This window comes from Paracraurococcus lichenis (assembly GCF_030657435.1).
Lineage (GTDB): Bacteria > Pseudomonadota > Alphaproteobacteria > Acetobacterales > Acetobacteraceae > Paracraurococcus > Paracraurococcus lichenis.
On the sequence record NZ_JAUTWS010000016.1, the window covers coordinates 94335 to 111846 of the forward strand.

The window sequence follows — 17512 nt, forward strand, 5'->3', positions numbered from 1 at the left end:
GACAACGGACCGTGGCCATCAAGGCCCGGACGTCCCGGCCTCGGGGTTCACGCCACCTGCCTTGGCCGCCAGATCGCCGTGTGCAGCACATGCGCGACCGGGGTGCCCTCGCCCTCCACCACCAGCACGTCGAGGTCGACGATCCGGTGCCCCTTCCGCTCGCCATTGGCCGTGATGCGGGCGCGCGCCGTCAGCGTCCCGCCGACCCGCGCCGCGGCCAGGTTCCGCACCTGGCTGCCCACATGGATCCAGGGGCCCAGCACCACATTCTGCGTCAGCGCCTGGTTGCAGAGCCGCAGCACCTGGCCGGGATGCACCAGCCCGGCCCCGGCATAGAGCGGGTCCGTCTCCCCCACCCCGGCCAGGTACTCGGCGGCGAGGGCCGGCGTGACCTGCAGCGGCGCGGTGCCGAGGAGGGTGCCGGGCGCGAGGGACTCATCGCTTGCCGGCGGGCGCCCGGCCGGCGGGGCGCGCCAGGTCCAGCCGGCGGGATCGGGCAGCGGCCCGGGCGGCGGCAGCGCGGCGCGGCCGGTGGCGCAGACCGCCTCCTCGCGGCGGACCGTCAGCGCAAGGCCATCGCCCGCCTCCGCCGCCTCCACCGCCACCAGGTCGCCGTCATAGACCGGCGACTGGAAGCGGCACTCGGCGGTGCCGTGCTCCAGCCAGGCGCGGCCCCAGCGGGCCACCGCGGCGTGGCAGGCATAGGCATAGACCTCCACGCCCGGCACCAGCGCGCCGCGGAAGCCGAAGCGCCGGGCGACGGTGTCGTCATGGATCCGGTTCTCGGACTGCGCCGAGAGGTTGCGGGCGCGGACCTCGTAGGCTGTGGCGGCCATGGCGTTCTCTCCCCTGCGCGGCAGGGTGGCCGCCGATGCCCGGGACGGCAAGCGCCGGTCCGTCAGGGCGGCTGGACGCCGACCGGGTCGCGGGGCCCCGGCTCCATCCGAGATTCGGCCTGCGCCGATGGTGCCGCGCGCCGGCGATCGGCCTCCGCGGCCCTGGGCGGCGCCACCGGCTGCGGCGCCGCCCGGGCCGCCAGCCGGTCGGCGAGCCAGAAGGCGACCGGGTTCAGCGCGATGGTGATGAGCGCCACGGCCAGCACCAGGTCCCTGCCCTGCTCCGGCAGCACCTTCTCCGTCACGCCGAGCCCGGCCAGGATGAAGGAGAACTCGCCGATCTGCGCGAGCGAGGCGGCGACCACCAGCGCGTCCCGATTGTTGAGGCCGCGCAGCCGCGCGATGGCCCAGGCCGCCGCCGGCTTGCCCAGCATCGCCACCAGCACCGCCCCGGCCAGCGCCAGCGGCTGCGCCCAGAGGATCGCCGGGTCGAACAGCATCCCGACCGAGACGAAGAACAGCACCGCGAAGGCGTCGCGCAGCGGCAGGGTCTGCTCGGCCGCCTTCTGGCTCAGCGCCGACTGGCCCAGCACCAGGCCCGAGAGGAAGGCGCCGAGGGCGAGGGAGACGCCGAAGGCGACGTAGGCGAGGTAGGCGACGCCGAGGGCCGCGACCAGCGAGGCCAGCGAGAAGAGCTCGCGCGAGCGCAGGGCGCCGACCATGGAGAGCGCCGCCGGCAGCACCCGGCTGCCCACCAGCAGCATCAGAGTGACGAAGACCGCCACCTTGCCCAGCGTGATCAGCAGGGAGACGAGCAGGCCATGCCCGCCGACGCCCATGCCGGAGAGCATGCCGACCGGCATCCGTCCGTCCAGCAGCGCCGCCGCCACCGGCACGAGGACGAGGGCCAGGACCATCGCCAGGTCCTCCACCACCACCCAGCCAACCGCGACCTTGCCGGCCCGGCTCGCCATCGCGCCGCGCTCGGCCAGTGCCCGCATCAGCACGACCGTGCTGGCGACCGAGAGGCAGATGCCGAAGACCAACCCCTCCCCGTCGCTCCAGCCCCAGAGCCGGGCGACGCCCCAGCCGAGCAGGCTGCCCGCCGCCATGGCGAGCGGCGCGCCCGGCCCGGCGACGCCGCGCGCCTCGGCCAGTTCGCGCGGGGAGAAGTGCAGGCCGACGCCGAACATCAGCAGAATGATGCCGATCTCGGAGAGCTCCTTGGCGAGGGCGAGGTCGCCGATGAAGCCCGGGGTCTGCGGCCCGATCAGCACGCCTGCCAGCAGGTAGCCGACCAGCGGCGGCAGCCGCAGCTTGCGCGCGACGACGCCGAGCAGCAGTGCCGCGGTCAGGGCGGCAACCAGCGTGGTGAGGAGCGGCGTGTCGTGCGGCATGCCCTCTATTTGGGGGAAGCCGCGCGCAAATGCACCCGATTCACACGTTCAGGTAGCGGCGCCGCAGATGCCCCATGAAGTCCTCGGGATCGAGCAGCTTGCCGGTGGCGTGCCGCAGCAGGTCCTGGAAGCCGAGGCGCGAGCCCTGCGCGTGCACCTTCTCCCGCAGCCAGGCCATCAGCGGCAGCATCTCGCCCTGCGCGAGGGCGTCGTCGATTTCCGGCACCTCGCGCCGGGCGGCCTGCATGAGCTGCGCGGCGGCCATGGCGCCCAGGGTGTAACTCGGGAAGTAGCCGAAGGCGCCGTCATGCCAGTGGATGTCCTGCAGACAGCCGCGGGCGTCGTCGGGCGGGACGATGCCGAGCAAGGCGGAGAAACCCTCGTTCCAGGCGGCGGGCAGGTCGGCGACCTCGAGCGCGCCCTCGATCATAGCCCGCTCCAGGCGGAAGCGGAGGATGACATGGGCGGGGTAGGTCAGCTCGTCGGCATCGACGCGGATATGGCCGCGCTCCACCCGGCGCCAGAGGGCGACCAGGTTCTCCGTGGCATAGAGCGCCGGGTCGCCGCCGAAGCTCGCCCGCAATTCGCGCCCGAGGAAGGAGAGGAAGCCGTCGGAGCGGCAGGCCTGCATCTCGACGATCAGGCTCTGCGACTCATGCGCCGCCATGCCGGCGGCATCGCCCACGGGCTGGCGGGCCCAGGCGGCGGGCAGGCCGCGCTCGTACTGGGCATGGCCGGTCTCGTGCAGCACGCCCATCAGCGCCTTGGCGACGTCGTCCTCGGCATAGAAGGTCGTCAGGCGGACATCGGTCGGGGTGCCGCCGCAGAAGGGATGCAGGCTCTCGTCCAGGCGGGCATGGCCGTAGTCGAGGCCGACCCGCTCCGACATGCGGCGGCAGAGCAGGCGTTGCTTGTCCACCGGGAAGGGCCCGGGCAGCGGCCGCGGGGCGGGGCGGCGGGCCTGGATCGCCTCGGCCCGCGGCAGGGCCTCGCGCAGGAAGGCCTCGTAGGCGGCGAAGACCGGCTCGACCTCGGCCGCCGTCACGCCGCGCTGGTAGCCCTCCATCAGCGCATCATAGGGCGAGAGGCCGAGCGCGGCGGAGAGCGCCCGGGCCATCTCCCGCTGCAGCCGCACCACCTCCTCCAGCGCCGGGCGGACCAGGGCGAAGTCGGACCGCGCCTTGGCCTCCCGCCAGGTGCTCTCGCAGGCGCTGTTGGCGCGCGCCATGGCCTCGACCAGCGCGGTGGGCAGGGCGGCGGAGCGCCGGTGGGCGCGGCGCATGAGCTCGAGATTGGCCCGGTCCCACTCCCCCTCGGCCTCGGCGACGGCGAGGTCCTCGGCGACCTCGGGCGCGGTCGCCAGCTCATGCGCGAGGCCGGCGAGGGTCGCCAGTTGCTCCCCGCGCGCCGCGGCGCCGCCGGGCGGCATCATGGCGCTGGCATCCCAGTGCAGCATGGCCTGCGCCTCGCCGAGGGTGGCGATGCGGGCGGCGCGGGCCTTCAGGCGGTCATAGGCGGCGTTCATGCCGGGTCCTTTTCAAGGCGAGGCTTTCCGCCGCCACAGGAAGGCGCCGAGCACCCCGACCAGCGACACCGCCAGGCCGTACCAAGTGATGGCATAGCCGAGATGCGGGTTGTCCGGCCGCGGCAGGTGGCGCGGGGCGGCGGGCAGGGCATCCACCGGCGCCCCCGGTGGCGCGAGGGCGACGAGGCCGAAGGGCATGGGAGGCGGCAGGTCCAGCGCCCGGCCGATCGCCGCGGGGTCGAAGACATAGAAGCGTCGGCCGGCCGGGTCGTCCTTCGGGCTGTTCCAGTCGCGCTCGTCGGCGGGGCGGACGAAGCCGGTGACCTCGACCCGGCCCTCCGGCCGCGCCACTGGCCGGGTGCGTTCCATCGGCACCCAGCCGCGGTCGACCAGCAGGGGCGGCGCGCCGTCGCGCAGCAGGGGCGTGACGAGATGGGTGCCGAGCGTGGTGCCGCGCAGTTCGACGCCCAGCATCGCCTCCCGGTCGTAGTCGAAGCGGCCGGCGGCAGCGACCTTGGCGAAGGGACGCGCGGCGGCGTCGAGCGGCGCGGGCGGGCCGGCCTCCGCGGCCGCGATGCTGGCCAGCAGGTCGGTCTTCCAGTGCAGCCGCCGGACCTGCCAATTGCCGAGGCCGATGAGGATGACCAGCACCGGCAGGGCGGCGATCACCGGCAGCCAGCGCCGGATGCTCATTCGTGACGGCACCCGCATCGCGCCTCCGCGGCGGACGGGGCCCTCGCGGTGCCCGCCGCGCGCGGCGTCGCCGGACGAGATGATGCCCCGGGGCGCAACGGCGCATCCGGTCCGGGGAAGGCTGTCATGCCGTGGGCGCGCGCAGGCGGTGGCGGTACTGCAGCGCCACCAGCAGGCCCTTGGCGATGCGCATCACCGCCAGCGACAGCGGCACCACCACCAACGGCCAGAGCACCGCATGCACCCAGAGCGGTGGCTCGTACTTCACGTCCACCACCAGCGCCGCGATCACCGTCAGCGCGCCGACGATGAAGATGCCGGCCATGGCCGGCCCGTCGCCCGAATCATGTGCCCGGAGATCGAGCCCGCAGGCGGGGCACCTCTCCCGCACCGCCAGCAGCCCGGAAAACAGCGGGCCGCTGCCGCAGCGCGGACAGCGGCCCAGCAGGGCAACCGGTGCCAGCGGGGCCGCCCCGGAGGCCGGGGCCGCACCCACCGCCATGTCAGTGCGCCGCGATCTCGCCCGCACCCCACCAGTAGATGCAGACGAAGAGGAACAGCCACACCACGTCGACGAAGTGCCAGTACCAGGCCGCGGCCTCCAGCCCGAAATGCTTCTGCGGCGTGAAGTCGCCGCGCATGGCGCGGATCAGGCAGACCAGCAGGAAAGTGGTGCCGACGATCACGTGGAAGCCGTGGAAGCCGGTCGCCAGGAAGAAGGTCGAGGGATAGACGCCGCCGGTGAAATGGAAGGGCGCGTCGGAATACTCGATCGCCTGGAAGGTGGTGAAGCTGATGCCGAGGAACACGGTCAGCGCCAGGCCGCGCACCAGCGCCTTGCGGTCGCCATGCAGCAGGCCGTGATGCGCCCAGGTCACCGTGCAGCCGCTCAGCAGCAGGATCATGGTGTTGAGGAAGGGCAGGCCGAAGGGATCGAAGGTCAGCACGCCCTTCGGCGGCCAGATCGCCACCTCGGCGCCCGAGACATGGTTCGGGTAGAGCGCGAAATGGAAATAGGCCCAGAAGAAGGCGACGAAGAACATCACCTCGGAGGCGATGAACAGCGTCATGCCGTAGCGCAGGCCGATGCGCACCACCGGCGTGTGCAGGCCGGGCGTGTGCGACTCGCGGATGACGTCGCGCCACCAGAAGAACATGGTGGCGAGCACGCCGAGCACGCCGACCACCAGCATCCACTTGGTGCCGTAATGCGCCAGCAGGATGATGCCGAGCACCAGCGCACCGCCGGCGAAGGCGCCGACCAGCGGCCAGGGCGAGGGATCCACCAAGTGGTAGGGGTGCTTGTGCAGCGGGGCGGGCTCCGCCGTCGCCGTCATGTCGGTGGTGCTGGCCATCTGACGTCCTGGTCCGATCCGATTCAGTCGGGACCGGCCCCTACTGGGCGGGGTCCCGGTTGCTGCGCATCAATCCTCAAAACCCTGCCCCGATCAAGCCCGCCGGGCCGATCCTGGCGGAGTTTCCAGGGGTTTACGGGGTGCCGCGCGGCGCCGCGCCGACATGCGGCCCGGCATTCGCCAGGGCGCCGCTGCGCTGCGCATCGTCGAGGCTGCGGAAGAAGCTGTAGTTGATGGTGATGGTGCGGATGTCGCGGGTGTTCGGGTCCGCCGCGATCTTCGGGTCCACCCAGAAGGCGAGCGGCATGTCCACCTGCTGTCCGGGCTCAAGCGTCTGCTGCTCGAAGCAGAAGCAGGCGGTCTTGTGGAAGTACTTGCCCACCACCTCCGGCGTGACGTTGTAGGTGGCAACCCCCGTCACCGGAACATCGGCGCGGTTGGCCGCCTGGTAGAAGGCCATGGCCTCCTCCCCCTCCCGCACCTGCATCGGGCCCTGGCCCGGCGCGAAGCGCCAGGGCAGGTCGGGCTGGGTATTGGCGTTGAAGCGCACGGTGATCACGCGGCCGCTCGCGCCAGGCGCCGCGGGACCGCCCACCTGCACCGTGCCGTTGTAGCCGGTGGCGCGGCAGAACATGTCGTAGAGCGGCACGGAGGCGAAGGCGAGGCCGACCATGCCGCAGACGAAGGCGCCGACGCCCGCGGCCATGCGGCGGTTGCGGCGGCGGAGCGTCTCGGCGCGAAGGGGATCCATGCCGCGGGAGGTGGGAGCGGGCCGGTCCATGGGCTAGCCCCGCAGCACGCGCGCGGTGCTGATGAAGAAGAACAGCACGACGAGGGCGATGAGGACGCCGAGCACCGCCCAGTTCTTCTGCCGGCGGCGGCGCTCGAAATCCGCGCGCTGCTCCGGCGTCATCGGCTGGGACGCAGCCCCCTGCGCCGTCATCCGAGGATCATCCGGTCCACCGCCAGCGCGATGAACAGCAGGCCGAGATAGGAGAGCGAGTAGCGGAAGCACTTCTTCGCCGGCAGGTCGCCCGAGAGGCTGCGGCCCGCCTCATCCTGCCGGTCGCGGAAGACCGCGATGGCCTGGCGCAGGAACTCCGCCCCCAGCAGCACCGCGGCCGCCGCATAGATCAGGCCGGCGAAGCCGAGCAGGCTGGGCAGCAGCGTCAGCGGCAGCAGCACCAGGGTGTAGAGCAGCACCTGCCGCCGCGTCTCCTTCGCGCCATGGGTGACCGGCAGCATGGGCACGCCCACGCGCTCGTAATCCGCATGCGCGAAGAGGCTGAGCGCCCAGAAATGCGGCGGCGTCCAGAAGAAGATGATGGCGAAGAGCACCAGCGGCTCGAGCGTCACATGGCCGGTGACCGCGGCCCAGCCGATCACAGGCGGGAAGGCGCCGGCGGCGCCACCGATAACGATGTTCTGGCTGGTCCGGCGCTTCAGCCACATCGTGTAGACCAGGACGTAGAAGGCGATCGAGAGCGCCAGCACGCCGGCCGCCACCCAGTTGGTGGCGAGCCCCATGATGAGGACCGAGGCGACGGCGAGGCCGACGCCGTAGGACAGCGCCGCGCCCGGCATGATCCGCCCGGCCGGGATCGGCCGCGTCGCGGTGCGCTTCATCCGCGCATCGATGTCGCGGTCGTACCACATGTTGATCGCACCCGCGGCGCCGGCGCCGAGCGCGATGCAGAGCACGGCGGCGATCGAGAGCGCGGGCGGCAGTGAACCGGGTGCGACCAGCAGCCCGACCACGCCGGTCAGCACCACCAGCGACACGACGCGGGGCTTCAGCAGCGTCACCCAGTCGCGCACCTCCGAAAGGTCCTGCGGCGGGGCGAGCACGTCGGGGGTGGCGGCGGTCAGATCGCTCATCGGGTGGCAGTCCAGGCCCTGCATGGGGAAACGCCATGCCCGGCGGCATGGCGCGGTCCGGTCGGTGTGGGAACGCGGGCCGGAGCCCGAAGGCTCCGGCGGTCACTGCAGCGTCAGCAAGTGCCCGGCCGTTCCGGGCCTCCGCAGGTCAGCGGACGTGCGGCAGCTCTTCGAAGGTGTGGAAGGGCGGCGGCGAGCTGACCTGCCACTCCAGCGTGGTCGCACCCTCGCCCCAGTAGTTATCGGCGACCTGCTCCTTCGAGGTGAAGGTGCGGTAGACGACGTAGAAGAAGACCAGCATGGACGCCGCGGCGATATAGGAGCCGAGCGAGGAGACCATGTTCCAGCCCCAGAAGGCGTCGGGGTAGTCCGGGTAGCGGCGGGGCATGCCCTGCGCGCCCAGGAAGTGCTGCGGGAAGAAGATGAAGTTGGCGCCGATGAACAGCATCCAGAAATGCACCTTCCCCCAGAACTCCGGGTACTGACGCCCGCTCATCTTGCCGATCCAGTAGTAGAAGCCGGCGAAGATCGAGAAGACGGCACCCAGGCTCAGCACGTAGTGGAAGTGCGCCACCACGTAGTAGGTGTTGTGCAGCACCACGTCGACGCCGGCATTGGCCAGCTTCACGCCGGTGACGCCGCCGAGGGTGAAGAGGAAGATGAAGCCGATCGCCCAGAGCATGGGCACGCGGAGCTGGATGGAGCCGCCCCACATGGTGGCGATCCAGGAGAAGATCTTCACGCCCGTCGGCACCGCGATCACCATCGTCGCCGCCATGAAGTAGGCGCGGGTGTCGACGTCGATGCCCGAGGTGAACATGTGGTGGGCCCAGACGATGAAGCCCACGACGCCGATCGCCACCATCGCATAGGCCATGCCGAGATAGCCGAAGACCGGCTTGCGGCTGAAGGTCGAGACGATGTGGCTGATGATCCCGAAGCCCGGCAGGATCATGATGTAGACTTCGGGGTGGCCGAAGAACCAGAAGAGGTGCTGGAACAGCACCGGGTCGCCGCCGCCCGCCGGGTTGAAGAAGGCCGTGCCGAAGTTGCGGTCGGTGATCAGCATGGTGATCGCGCCGGCCAGCACCGGGACGGCCAGCAGCAGCAGGAAGGCGGTGACCAGCATCGACCAGACGAACAGCGGCATCTTGTGCAGGGTCATGCCCGGCGCGCGCATGTTGAAGATGGTCGTGATGAAGTTCGCCGCGCCCATGATGGAGCTCGCGCCCGCCAGGTGCAGCGAGAACAGCGCCAAGTCCATCGCCGGGCCGGGATGGTACTCGCTGCTCGACAGCGGCGTGTAGATCGTCCAGCCCGCGCCGGGGCCCGAGCCGATGAAGAGGCTGCTGCCCAGCAGCAGGAAGGCCGGCACCAGCAGCCAGAAGCTGATGTTGTTCATGCGCGGGAAGGCCATGTCCGGCGCGCCGATCATGATCGGCACGAACCAGTTGCCGAACCCGCCGATCAGCGCCGGCATGACGACGAAGAAGACCATGATCAGGCCATGGGCGCTGACCACCGCGTTCCACATCTGGCCGTCGGCGAAGAACTGCAGGCCGGGATTCTGCAGCTCCATGCGCATCAGCACGGACAGGGCGACGCCGATGATCGCGGCGAAGACCGAGAAGATCAGGTAGAGGGTGCCGATGTCCTTGTGGTTCGTGCTGAACAGCCAGCGCGCCACGAAGCCCGGCGTATGGTCGTGATGTGCGTCATGCCCGTGATGGGCGTGGTCAGTCGCGGTCGCCATGGATCCGTCCTGCCTGGAGGTCATTGTCCGCTCGCACCTGCCCCGCGGTCAGCGGGGCAGGGCGGCAAGCTGCTGCGGGCCGGCCGGCGCGGCCGCCACTGGCGGGGCGCCATCCGCCTGCGCGTACTTCTTCTTGGCCTGCTCGATCCAGGCCGTGAACTCGGCCTCCGGCACCGCCTGCACCTGGATCGGCATGAACCAGTGGTTGGTCCCGCAGATCTGGTTGCACTGGCCGTAGAAGGTCCCGGCCCTATCGGCGCGGAACCAGGTCTCCAGCGTCCGGCCCGGGATCGAGTATTTCTGCACGCCGAGCGCGGGGACGAAGAAGCTGTGGATCACGTCCTGCCCGGTGGTCAGCACGCGGACATTCTTGCCCACCGGAATGACCAGCGGCTCATCCACCGCGAGGTTGCGGGGCTGGCCGGGCTTCAGGTCCTCCTCCGGGATCGGGCGGCTGTCGAAGGCGAAGTCCTGGTCGGGATAGGCGTAGTGCCAGTACCACTGCCGGCCCTGGACGTTGATGGTGAGGTCGGCGTCACGCGCCCGGTCCTCGTAATAGATCAGCCGGAAGGAGGGGATGGCGATCACCACCAGGATCAGCACCGGGATCACCGTCCAGGCGATCTCGATGATGGTGTTGTGGCTGGTGCGGGACGGGGTCGGGTTCGCCGACTCGCGGAACTTCCACACCACATAGGCCAGCAGCACCAGCACAAAGGCGGTGATGGCGATGATGATCCACAGCACCAGCGTGTTGAAGTCGTGGATCGCTTCCTTCACCGGGCCGGCCGCCGGCTGCAGGCCGATGCCCCAGGGGGCCGGCGCGCCAAGGTTGCCATGGGTCTCGCCGACAATGCCGCCCGTGGGCGTGTTGCCCTGCGCCAGCGCCTGCCCCAGCAGGCAGGACGCCCAGACGAGACCGGCCGTCGCCAGCCCCGATGCCTTAGCCAACCATCGCCCGATCACACGTCGCATCCCATTCCCGCCCGGGCAGGCGACGCGCGCCGCCCATATTCCATCCCCGCCGGGCCGCCGGGCGGCCGGCACGGCTGCTCCCGCAGGGCGGGGCAGACGCGGCCGGACCATAGTGCCGGTTCCTGGCACCGCACAAGTGAGCCGGCCTTGCGATGACGCAAGCCCGGCGCGGTTTTTCAGGTGCCGCCTTCGGCCTCCGCATCGACCTCGGCGACATGGTCGACCATGTCCGACAACATGGATCGGACATGCTCGTCCTGCACCGCGTAGAAGACCTGCCGTCCCCGCCGGTCCGCCTGCAGCAGCCGCGCCGCGCGCAGCAGGCGCAGGTGGTGCGAGACCAGCGAGGCCGAGATGCCGAGCCGATCCGCCATCTCGCCCACCGCCGCCGGCGCATCCAGGCAGGCCAGGATGATCCGCAGCCGCGTCGGGTCGCTCATCAGGCGGAACATCTCCGCCAATTCGACGACCTGGTCCTCTCCGATCCGAACCCGACCGCGCATCGCTGTCTTCCTATCCCGGCGTCGGAACACTCGCGCCTCGCGCCCCTCACCACAAGCGGCCCTTGACAGGCCGCGGCCGCGGGGGCACCTGCGCTACATAGTATAACCCACTGAAAAACAAGGGGCGTTTGAACAGTTGAAGACCTGTTCAGCCATGCCGGACGGGCCCGGCCCATGCTGACCCGCACGCCGGCCGAGGCCGCCGCGCCTCCCGCCCCGGCGGCGGAGGTCAGCCTGCCGGAGATGCACCGCAGCGTCCGCATCCCGGACGCCGCGGGCTGGCTGCGCCGGCTGCTCGCCTTCGTCGGCCCCGGCTACCTCGTCGCGGTCGGCTACATGGACCCGGGCAACTGGGCCACCGCGCTCGCCGGCGGCTCGGCCTTCGGCTACACGCTGCTCGCCGTCGCGCTGCTCTCCTCGCTGATGGCCATGCTGCTGCAGGCGCTCTGCGCCCGGATCGGCATCGCCACGGGCCGCGACCTCGCCCAGCTCTGCCGGGACCGCTTCCCCCGCCCGGTCAACCTCGCGCTCTGGCTGCTGGCCGAGATCGCCATTTGCGCCACCGACCTCGCCGAGCTCATCGGCACCGCCATCGCGCTGCAGCTCCTCTTCGGCATCCCGCTGCTGCTCGGCGTGATGCTGACCGCGCTCGACGCACTCCTCATCCTCTGGCTGCAGCACCGCGGCGTCCGCTGGCTGGAGGCGCTGGTCGCCGGCCTGATCTTCCTCGTCTTCGGCTGCTTCGCTGCGCAACTCCTCATGGCGCAGCCGGACTGGGCGGCGGTGCTCGGCGGCTATGTGCCGAGCGCCTCGATCCTGACCGACCAGGAGCAGCTCTACATCGCCATCGGCATCCTCGGCGCGACGGTGATGCCGCACAACCTCTACCTCCACACCGCCGTGGTGCAGTCCCGCGCCTATGGCGAGGGCCTGCCCGCGAAGCGGGAGGCGATCCGCTTCGCCGCCATCGACAGCACCGCGGCCCTCTCCCTCGCGCTCCTCGTCAACTCCGCCATCCTGATCACCGCCGCCGCGGTCTTCCATGCCGGCGGCCGGACCGAGGTCGCGGAGATCCAGGAGGCCTACGAGCTGCTGACGCCGATGGTCGGCAGCGCGGTCGCGGCGACGCTCTTCGCCATCGCGCTGCTTGCCTGCGGGCTGAACGCGACGGTGACCGCGACGCTCGCCGGCCAGGTGGTGATGGAGGGCTTCCTCGGCCTCCGCCTGCCGCCCGCGATCCGGCGGCTGATCACAAGGCTGGTGGCGATCGTGCCGGCCGTGGTGGTGACCTGGCTGCACGGCACCTCGGGCACCGCCCAGCTCCTCATCCTCTCGCAGGTCGTGCTCTGCCTGCAGCTCCCCTTCGCGGTGGTGCCGCTGATGCTCTTCGCCTCTGACCGGACGCGGCTCGGGGCGCTGGCCGCGCCGCGCTGGCAGGTCGTCCTCGGCTGGGCCGCCACCGTCGTGATCGTGGCGATGAACCTGAAGCTGCTCTCCGACGTGCTGGCCGGTTGACGCCGGCCGCCCGGGCGGGCTTCACGCCGCCCGTGCACCGCGACGCCGCCCCCTCCCGGCTGCCGGGCCGGCCTGCCCTGGCCCTCATCCTGTCCCTGGCCGGCCTGCTCCTGCTGCCGGCCCTCGCCGCGCCGGCGCGGGCGGAGGAGGACCCCTGGACCGCCTGCCGCCGCGCCATCGCGGCGGCCGAGCCGCGCTCCGGCCTGCCGCCCGGGCTGCTGCTGGCCATCGCCCTCGTCGAGAGCGGCCGCAGCGACCCGCGCACCGGCCGCTTCGAGCCCTGGCCCTGGTCCCTGAACGTCGAGGGCGAGGCCCGCCGGCCGGAGAGCCGCGCCGCCGCGGCGGCCGAGGTCGCGGCGCTGCAGGACGCGGGACGGCGCTCCATCGATATCGGCTGCATGCAGGTGAACCTGCTGCACCACCCCGGCGCCTTTCCCGACGCGCAGGCGGGTCTCGAGCCCGCCGCCAATGTCCGCTACGCCATCGCCTTCCTGCGCGACCTGCATGCGCGGCTCGGCAATTGGGCGGAGGCGATCGCCAACTACCACTCGGCCGATGCCGAGCGCGGCGCGGGCTATCACCGCCGCGTGGTGCTGGCGCGACTCGGCGCGGCCTGGGCAGCGGGCGGCGGGACCATTCCGGTCGCGGCGGCCAGGGGGCTCTGCGCGCCGGGCATGGTGCCGGCGCTGCGCGTCTCCACCAGGGCAGCGAGGCCGCGCATCACCTGCCAGAGGGGGGCTCTGCCCACCTCGCACTCCCCCGCTGGGGCCAAGGCTTGGCCCCGGACCCCGCCCTGATACTGACCGGCAGACGTCTCGACGTCTGCCGGTCAGTATCGCGCGCAGGGTTGGTGTGGCGGCTGCGCGCCGAACCACAAGCCATACCGGGCAGCATTCTTGCTGGCCGGTATGGGTCAGGCGGGTTGCGGGACCCGGACCAGGGTGAACAGGCCGAAGGGGGGACAGGGGAGGATCTCGGCCGCCGCCGCCGGGTCCTCCAGCAGGTCGCCCAGGGCGAAGTCGGGATGCCAGCCCAGCACGCGGGACAGCGGCGCCAGCGTCCGCTCGGCCCACCAGCGCAGCCCGCCCTCGGCCGCGAAATGGTTCACGAACAGCAATTGCCCGCCCGGGCGCACCACCCGCCGCATCTCGCGGTAGAGCCGGCGCGCATCCGGCACCACGGTGGCGGTGAACATCGCCACCGCCACGTCGAAGCTGCCATCGGCGAAGGCCATGGATTCGGCATCCATCTCCAGCAGGCCGAGGACGTTGCGCAACCGCTTCGCCTGCACCCGTTCCTTCGCCCGCAGCAGCATGTCGCGCGACAGGTCGATGCCGACCACCCGCTTGCGCGGGTCATAGAGCGGCAGGGCCAGGCCGGTGCCCACCCCCACCTCGAGCACGCGGGTGCCGGGCAGTCCATTGACCGCCGCGACCGCACGCCGGCGCCCGGGACCGGAGACGGACCCGAACACCTCGTCATAGACGCCCGCCCAGCGGCGATAGGCCTCGCGCACCGCACCCGCGTCGAGCGCGGCACGGGGATGGCCTATGCGGGCGTCCTGGAGCAGCCTCGCCTCGCGAATGCGTGTGACCCTTTTATGAATGCCTGCGCCGGTGGGGCTAGACCAGCGGGGGGCCCCTGGCAACCCTTGTTCATCCCCGGGCCTGCCGGTCCGGCAGCGCCACCAGCACCCCGCCGAGCGCGATCACCCCCGCACCGAGCAGCGTCCAGCCATCCGGCCAGTCCGCGAAGACCAGCACGCCGGCGACCGAGGCCCAGATGAGCTGGGTATAGGACATCGGCGCCAGCAGGCTGGCCGGCGCCCGCGCATAGGCCAGCACCAGCAGCCCGTGGCCAAGCCCGCCCAGCAGGCCGAGCGCCGCCAGCATCCCCCATTCCGGCAACGCCGGCGGCGTCCAGACGAAGGGCTGCGCCAGGCTGGTGGCGAGGGAGGCGGCGAGGCCGGTATGCAGGATGGTGGTGCGCGGGTCGTCGATGGTCGCCAGCCGGCGCGTCAGGATCTGGTAGACCGCGAACATCGCGGCGGTGCCGAGCGGCAGCACGGCGGCCCAGTGCACCGGCGCGCCGCCTGTCAGGAAGGGCGGCCGCAGCGCGATCAGCACGCCGAGCAGGCCGATGCCGACGCCGAGCCAGCGGCGCGGCCCCACCCTCTCCCGCAGCCAGACCGCGGCGAGGGCGACGGTGAAGAGCGGCGAGGCGAAGCCGATCGCCGTGCAGTCCGTCAGCGGCAGATGCACCAGGGCATTGGAGAAGAGCAGGTTGCTCCCCGCCAGCAGCAGGCTGCGGAGCGCCTGCAGCCCCGGCGCCCGCGACCGCCAGGGCAGCCGCCCCAGCCAGAGCCGGAAGAACAGCGCGGCGGCGAGCAGGCTGAAGAGGAAGCGCGCCCACATCAGTTGCGGCACGGCGAACTGCGCCGTCAGCAGCTTCAGCATCGTGTCCATGCAGACGAAGACGGCGAGCGCTGCGAGTTGCAGCGCGACGCCGGCGAGGCGGCCGTTCATGCCTGCGCGGACGGGCGGATCATGCAGCCAGCATCGCCGCGGCCCAGCCGCAGCGGAAGCGCGAGCGGAGACGTGCTGCGATGCTCCCGGCGCGCGACGCCATCAAGGATCCGGCCATCCGGATCGGCCGATGACCGCGCCCGCGCCCGCGCCCGCATGGCCGGCCCCGGAAACGACGATGGCCGGCGCGAGGCCGGCCATGACGACGCAACACGGCGTGATGCGGCGGAGCGGCTTACGCCGCGTCCTCGCGCCGGTCGCGCACGCGCACATAGGCGACCGCGGCGTGCTCGGTGCAGTAGGGCTTGCTCGGCATCGCCTCCGCCGCGCAGAAGCGGAACTCCGGCGTGCCCGGCTCGCCGATCGGCCAGCAGCAGGTGCGGGCGGAGACGCGCGGGAAGGGCCGCACCACGGCGGCGGGCGGCGTCACGGGCGCGGCGGCGGCCGGCGCCTCGGGGCGGCGGAGCGGCGCGGGCTCGCGCAGCGGCGGCGCGGCGACCGTGCGGCGCGGCGCGGCGACGGGCCGCGGGGTGGCCTGGCCTTCCGCCTCGCGGCGGATCGGGCTCGGCCGGGCCGGCAGGTTCAGCCGGTGGGCCTTGCCGACCACGGCATTCTTCGAGACACCCATGCGCCGGCCGATCTCGGCCGTCGAATGGCCCTCCGCCCAGAGGCCACGGAGCTGCTCGATTGCCTCAGTCGTCCAGTCCATGTGGTTCTCCCCGAGCCCGACCCACTAGATGTTGTCGCCCACAAGATACGGTAGGCCAACGCGACCCCCTGCCACAAGTTCTGGCAGAGGGTCAGAACACGAAAAACTGTGGAAAAACCGGGGGAAAACATGAGGAAGAAAAAGCTTCGCCTCTCGCTTCGCATCAGAAACGCGAAGCGAGAGGCGCGATGTTGCCAGATTAGGTCATTGTAACGATTGTCCCGCGACGGGCCGCTTACTGCAGATCGACCGTCACCAGGTCCTGGAACCAGGACTGTGCCGAGACGAAGCCGCGCACCCGCCGCGACATGGCGCGCGGATTGAGGTCGTGCACGATGTACAGCCAGGGCGGGTTGTCGACCAGACGCTCATGCGCCTTCGCATAGGCGGTGTTGTAGTCGGCCTCGTTGCGCGCATTCTCCAGCGCGGCGAAGGCTTCCTCGAAGGCCGGGTCGCTCCACTGGCCCCAGTTGAAGCCATTGGGCGGCACGAAGGCCTGCAGGAAGTAGCGCGCCGCGACCGCAGGGTCGGAGGAGGGCGAGGATGGGTTCACCGAGACCGAGCCGTTCAGGATCGGCGCATCCGGCGCCTGCCGCACCGCCGTCAGCAGCGTGTTCCACTCCGTCACCTCGAAGGAGACATCGACGCCGCAGGCCTCCTTCAGGTTCTGCTGCATGTACTCGTTCATCGGCAGCGGCAGCATCTGCCCGGAGCCGCTGGCCGAGATCATCACCTTGAACTTGAGCGGCTTCTGCGGCGTGAAGCCGGCGGCAGCCAGCAGCGCCTTCCCTTTCGCCGGGTCGAAGCCATAGCGGTTCTCCGGCTTGCCGAAATTGGGGTCGGAGGGCTTCAGCCAGCCGACCGAGGGCTCCGCCGTGTCGTTGAGCAGCGAGACGAGGCCGGCGCGGTCGACGCAGTAGTTCAGCCCCTGCCGGACGCGGACATCCTTGAAGGGCGTGGCGCTGCCGCCGAGCTGGTAGAACCACGGCCAGACATGCGGGTAGCTGTTCGTCACCACGTTGAAGCCGGCCTGCTTCAAACTCGGGATCGCATCCGGCGGCGGCACCTCGATCCAGTCCACCTGGCCGCTGCGCAGCGCGGCGAGGCGGCTGTTCGCCTCCGGGATCGGCAGCAGCAGCACGCGGTCGAGCTTCGGCACCCGCGCCTTGTCCCAGTAGCCCTCGTTCTTCGCCAGCTCGGCCGAGACGCGCGGGGTGAACTTCGCCAGCTTGAACGGGCCGGTGCCGGCCGGCGCCATGGCCACCTTCGCCCAGTCGCGGCCGGCTGCCTCGAAGCTCTGCGGGCTGGTCATCAGGATATAGACGGCCATGTAGGGGAAGTAGCTGGCGACGCGGGTGGTGCTCAGCGCCACCGTCATGTCGTCGATCTTCCTGTAGCCGGCCAGGATCGGGATGCGGGCGCGGGCGATGCCGCTGCCGGCCGGCTCGAATTGCGGGCTGTCGTTCTTCCAGTAGCGGTCGAGGTTCCAGATCACCGCATCGGCGTCGAGGGCACTGCCGTCGTGGAATTTCACCCCGGGCCGCAGCTTGAAGATCCAGGTCTTCGGGTCGGCCGGGTCCTGCGACCAGCTCTCGGCAAGGCCGGGCCGCAGCGTCGCCGGCCGGTCGGCGCGGGAGAGGTCCCAGAGCACCAGCCCCTCGAAGACGGGATAGCCGAGGAAGCGCACGCCCTCGAAGCCGTTGTTCGGGGCGCCGGTGGTGGTCGGCACGTCGGCCGCCGTCATGGCAATGCGCAGCACCTTCTGCTGCGCCAGCGCCGGCGGCGCCGCAGCGAGAAGCGCCGCCAGGCCGAGGCCTGCGGCGCGGTGGAACAGGGTCATCGGCGGGG

General features: G+C 71.4%; 18 protein-coding genes. 2 read left to right on the top strand and 16 right to left on the bottom strand.

Annotated features, from left to right (window positions below; all coding sequences use genetic code 11):
* Positions 1-47 precede the first annotated feature (47 nt).
* The 12 genes from Q7A36_RS17880 to Q7A36_RS17935 form a co-directional block, all read right to left on the bottom strand.
* Positions 48-836 carry a hotdog family protein gene (locus Q7A36_RS17880; RefSeq protein WP_305105089.1) on the bottom strand — a complete coding sequence of 263 codons (789 nt, stop codon included), beginning with the start codon at positions 834-836 and terminating at the stop codon, positions 48-50.
* Positions 837-898: 62 nt separating this feature from the next.
* On the bottom strand, positions 899-2233 hold the full coding sequence (locus Q7A36_RS17885) for a cation:proton antiporter domain-containing protein (protein ID WP_305105090.1): 1335 nt from the start codon (positions 2231-2233) through the stop codon (positions 899-901).
* Between the two features lie 40 nt (positions 2234-2273).
* The gene (locus tag Q7A36_RS17890) at positions 2274-3758 is read right to left on the bottom strand and encodes a carboxypeptidase M32 (protein ID WP_305105091.1); all 1485 of its coding nucleotides are present in this window, start codon (positions 3756-3758) and stop codon (positions 2274-2276) included.
* A 12-nt stretch (positions 3759-3770) separates the two neighbouring features.
* The gene (locus Q7A36_RS17895; RefSeq protein WP_305105092.1) at positions 3771-4451 is read right to left on the bottom strand and encodes an SURF1 family protein; all 681 of its coding nucleotides are present in this window, start codon (positions 4449-4451) and stop codon (positions 3771-3773) included.
* A 124-nt stretch (positions 4452-4575) separates the two neighbouring features.
* Positions 4576-4953, bottom strand: a complete 378-nt coding sequence (locus tag Q7A36_RS17900) for a DUF983 domain-containing protein (RefSeq protein ID WP_305105093.1) — start codon at positions 4951-4953, stop codon at positions 4576-4578.
* 1 nt (position 4954) lies between these two features.
* Positions 4955-5806: a cytochrome c oxidase subunit 3 gene (locus Q7A36_RS17905; RefSeq protein WP_305105094.1), complete on the bottom strand. Its 852-nt coding sequence runs from the start codon at positions 5804-5806 to the stop codon at positions 4955-4957.
* Between the two features lie 133 nt (positions 5807-5939).
* Positions 5940-6587: a cytochrome c oxidase assembly protein gene (locus Q7A36_RS17910; protein ID WP_305105095.1), complete on the bottom strand. Its 648-nt coding sequence runs from the start codon at positions 6585-6587 to the stop codon at positions 5940-5942.
* 3 nt (positions 6588-6590) lie between these two features.
* Entirely contained in the window at positions 6591-6749 is a 159-nt protein-coding gene (locus tag Q7A36_RS17915; RefSeq protein WP_305105096.1) for a hypothetical protein, read from the bottom strand.
* On the bottom strand, positions 6746-7684 hold the full coding sequence (locus Q7A36_RS17920; RefSeq protein ID WP_305105097.1) for a heme o synthase: 939 nt from the start codon (positions 7682-7684) through the stop codon (positions 6746-6748). Before Q7A36_RS17920 ends, Q7A36_RS17915 begins: the two co-directional genes overlap by 4 nt.
* Before the next feature lie 148 nt (positions 7685-7832).
* Positions 7833-9437, bottom strand: a complete 1605-nt coding sequence (gene ctaD / locus Q7A36_RS17925; RefSeq protein ID WP_305105098.1) for a cytochrome c oxidase subunit I — start codon at positions 9435-9437, stop codon at positions 7833-7835.
* Positions 9438-9485: 48 nt separating this feature from the next.
* The gene (coxB, locus tag Q7A36_RS17930; RefSeq protein ID WP_305105099.1) at positions 9486-10388 is read right to left on the bottom strand and encodes a cytochrome c oxidase subunit II; all 903 of its coding nucleotides are present in this window, start codon (positions 10386-10388) and stop codon (positions 9486-9488) included.
* Positions 10389-10588: 200 nt separating this feature from the next.
* On the bottom strand, positions 10589-10915 hold the full coding sequence (locus tag Q7A36_RS17935) for an ArsR/SmtB family transcription factor (protein WP_305105100.1): 327 nt from the start codon (positions 10913-10915) through the stop codon (positions 10589-10591).
* 174 nt (positions 10916-11089) lie between these two features.
* On the opposite strand from Q7A36_RS17935, the gene Q7A36_RS17940 reads away from it, so the two are divergent.
* The gene (locus Q7A36_RS17940) at positions 11090-12430 is read left to right on the top strand and encodes an Nramp family divalent metal transporter (protein ID WP_305105101.1); all 1341 of its coding nucleotides are present in this window, start codon (positions 11090-11092) and stop codon (positions 12428-12430) included.
* Entirely contained in the window at positions 12427-13227 is an 801-nt protein-coding gene (locus Q7A36_RS17945; RefSeq protein ID WP_305105102.1) for a transglycosylase SLT domain-containing protein, read from the top strand. The genes Q7A36_RS17940 and Q7A36_RS17945 overlap by 4 nt, the downstream gene beginning before the upstream one ends.
* A 116-nt stretch (positions 13228-13343) precedes the next feature.
* On the opposite strand, the gene Q7A36_RS17950 is transcribed toward Q7A36_RS17945, so the two are convergent.
* The 4 genes from Q7A36_RS17950 to Q7A36_RS17965 all read right to left on the bottom strand — a co-directional run bounded on the left by Q7A36_RS17950 (position 13344) and on the right by Q7A36_RS17965 (position 17504).
* Positions 13344-14015: a class I SAM-dependent methyltransferase gene (locus Q7A36_RS17950; RefSeq protein WP_305105150.1), complete on the bottom strand. Its 672-nt coding sequence runs from the start codon at positions 14013-14015 to the stop codon at positions 13344-13346.
* Positions 14016-14085: 70 nt separating this feature from the next.
* The gene (locus tag Q7A36_RS17955; RefSeq protein WP_305105103.1) at positions 14086-14955 is read right to left on the bottom strand and encodes a DMT family transporter; all 870 of its coding nucleotides are present in this window, start codon (positions 14953-14955) and stop codon (positions 14086-14088) included.
* A gap of 235 nt (positions 14956-15190) precedes the next feature.
* Positions 15191-15664 (bottom strand): GcrA family cell cycle regulator, encoded by a 474-nt coding sequence (locus tag Q7A36_RS17960; protein WP_305105104.1) that lies wholly within the window; start codon positions 15662-15664, stop codon positions 15191-15193.
* Positions 15665-15899: 235 nt separating this feature from the next.
* Positions 15900-17504 (bottom strand): ABC transporter substrate-binding protein, encoded by a 1605-nt coding sequence (locus Q7A36_RS17965; RefSeq protein ID WP_305105105.1) that lies wholly within the window; start codon positions 17502-17504, stop codon positions 15900-15902.
* Positions 17505-17512: the final 8 nt, after the last annotated feature.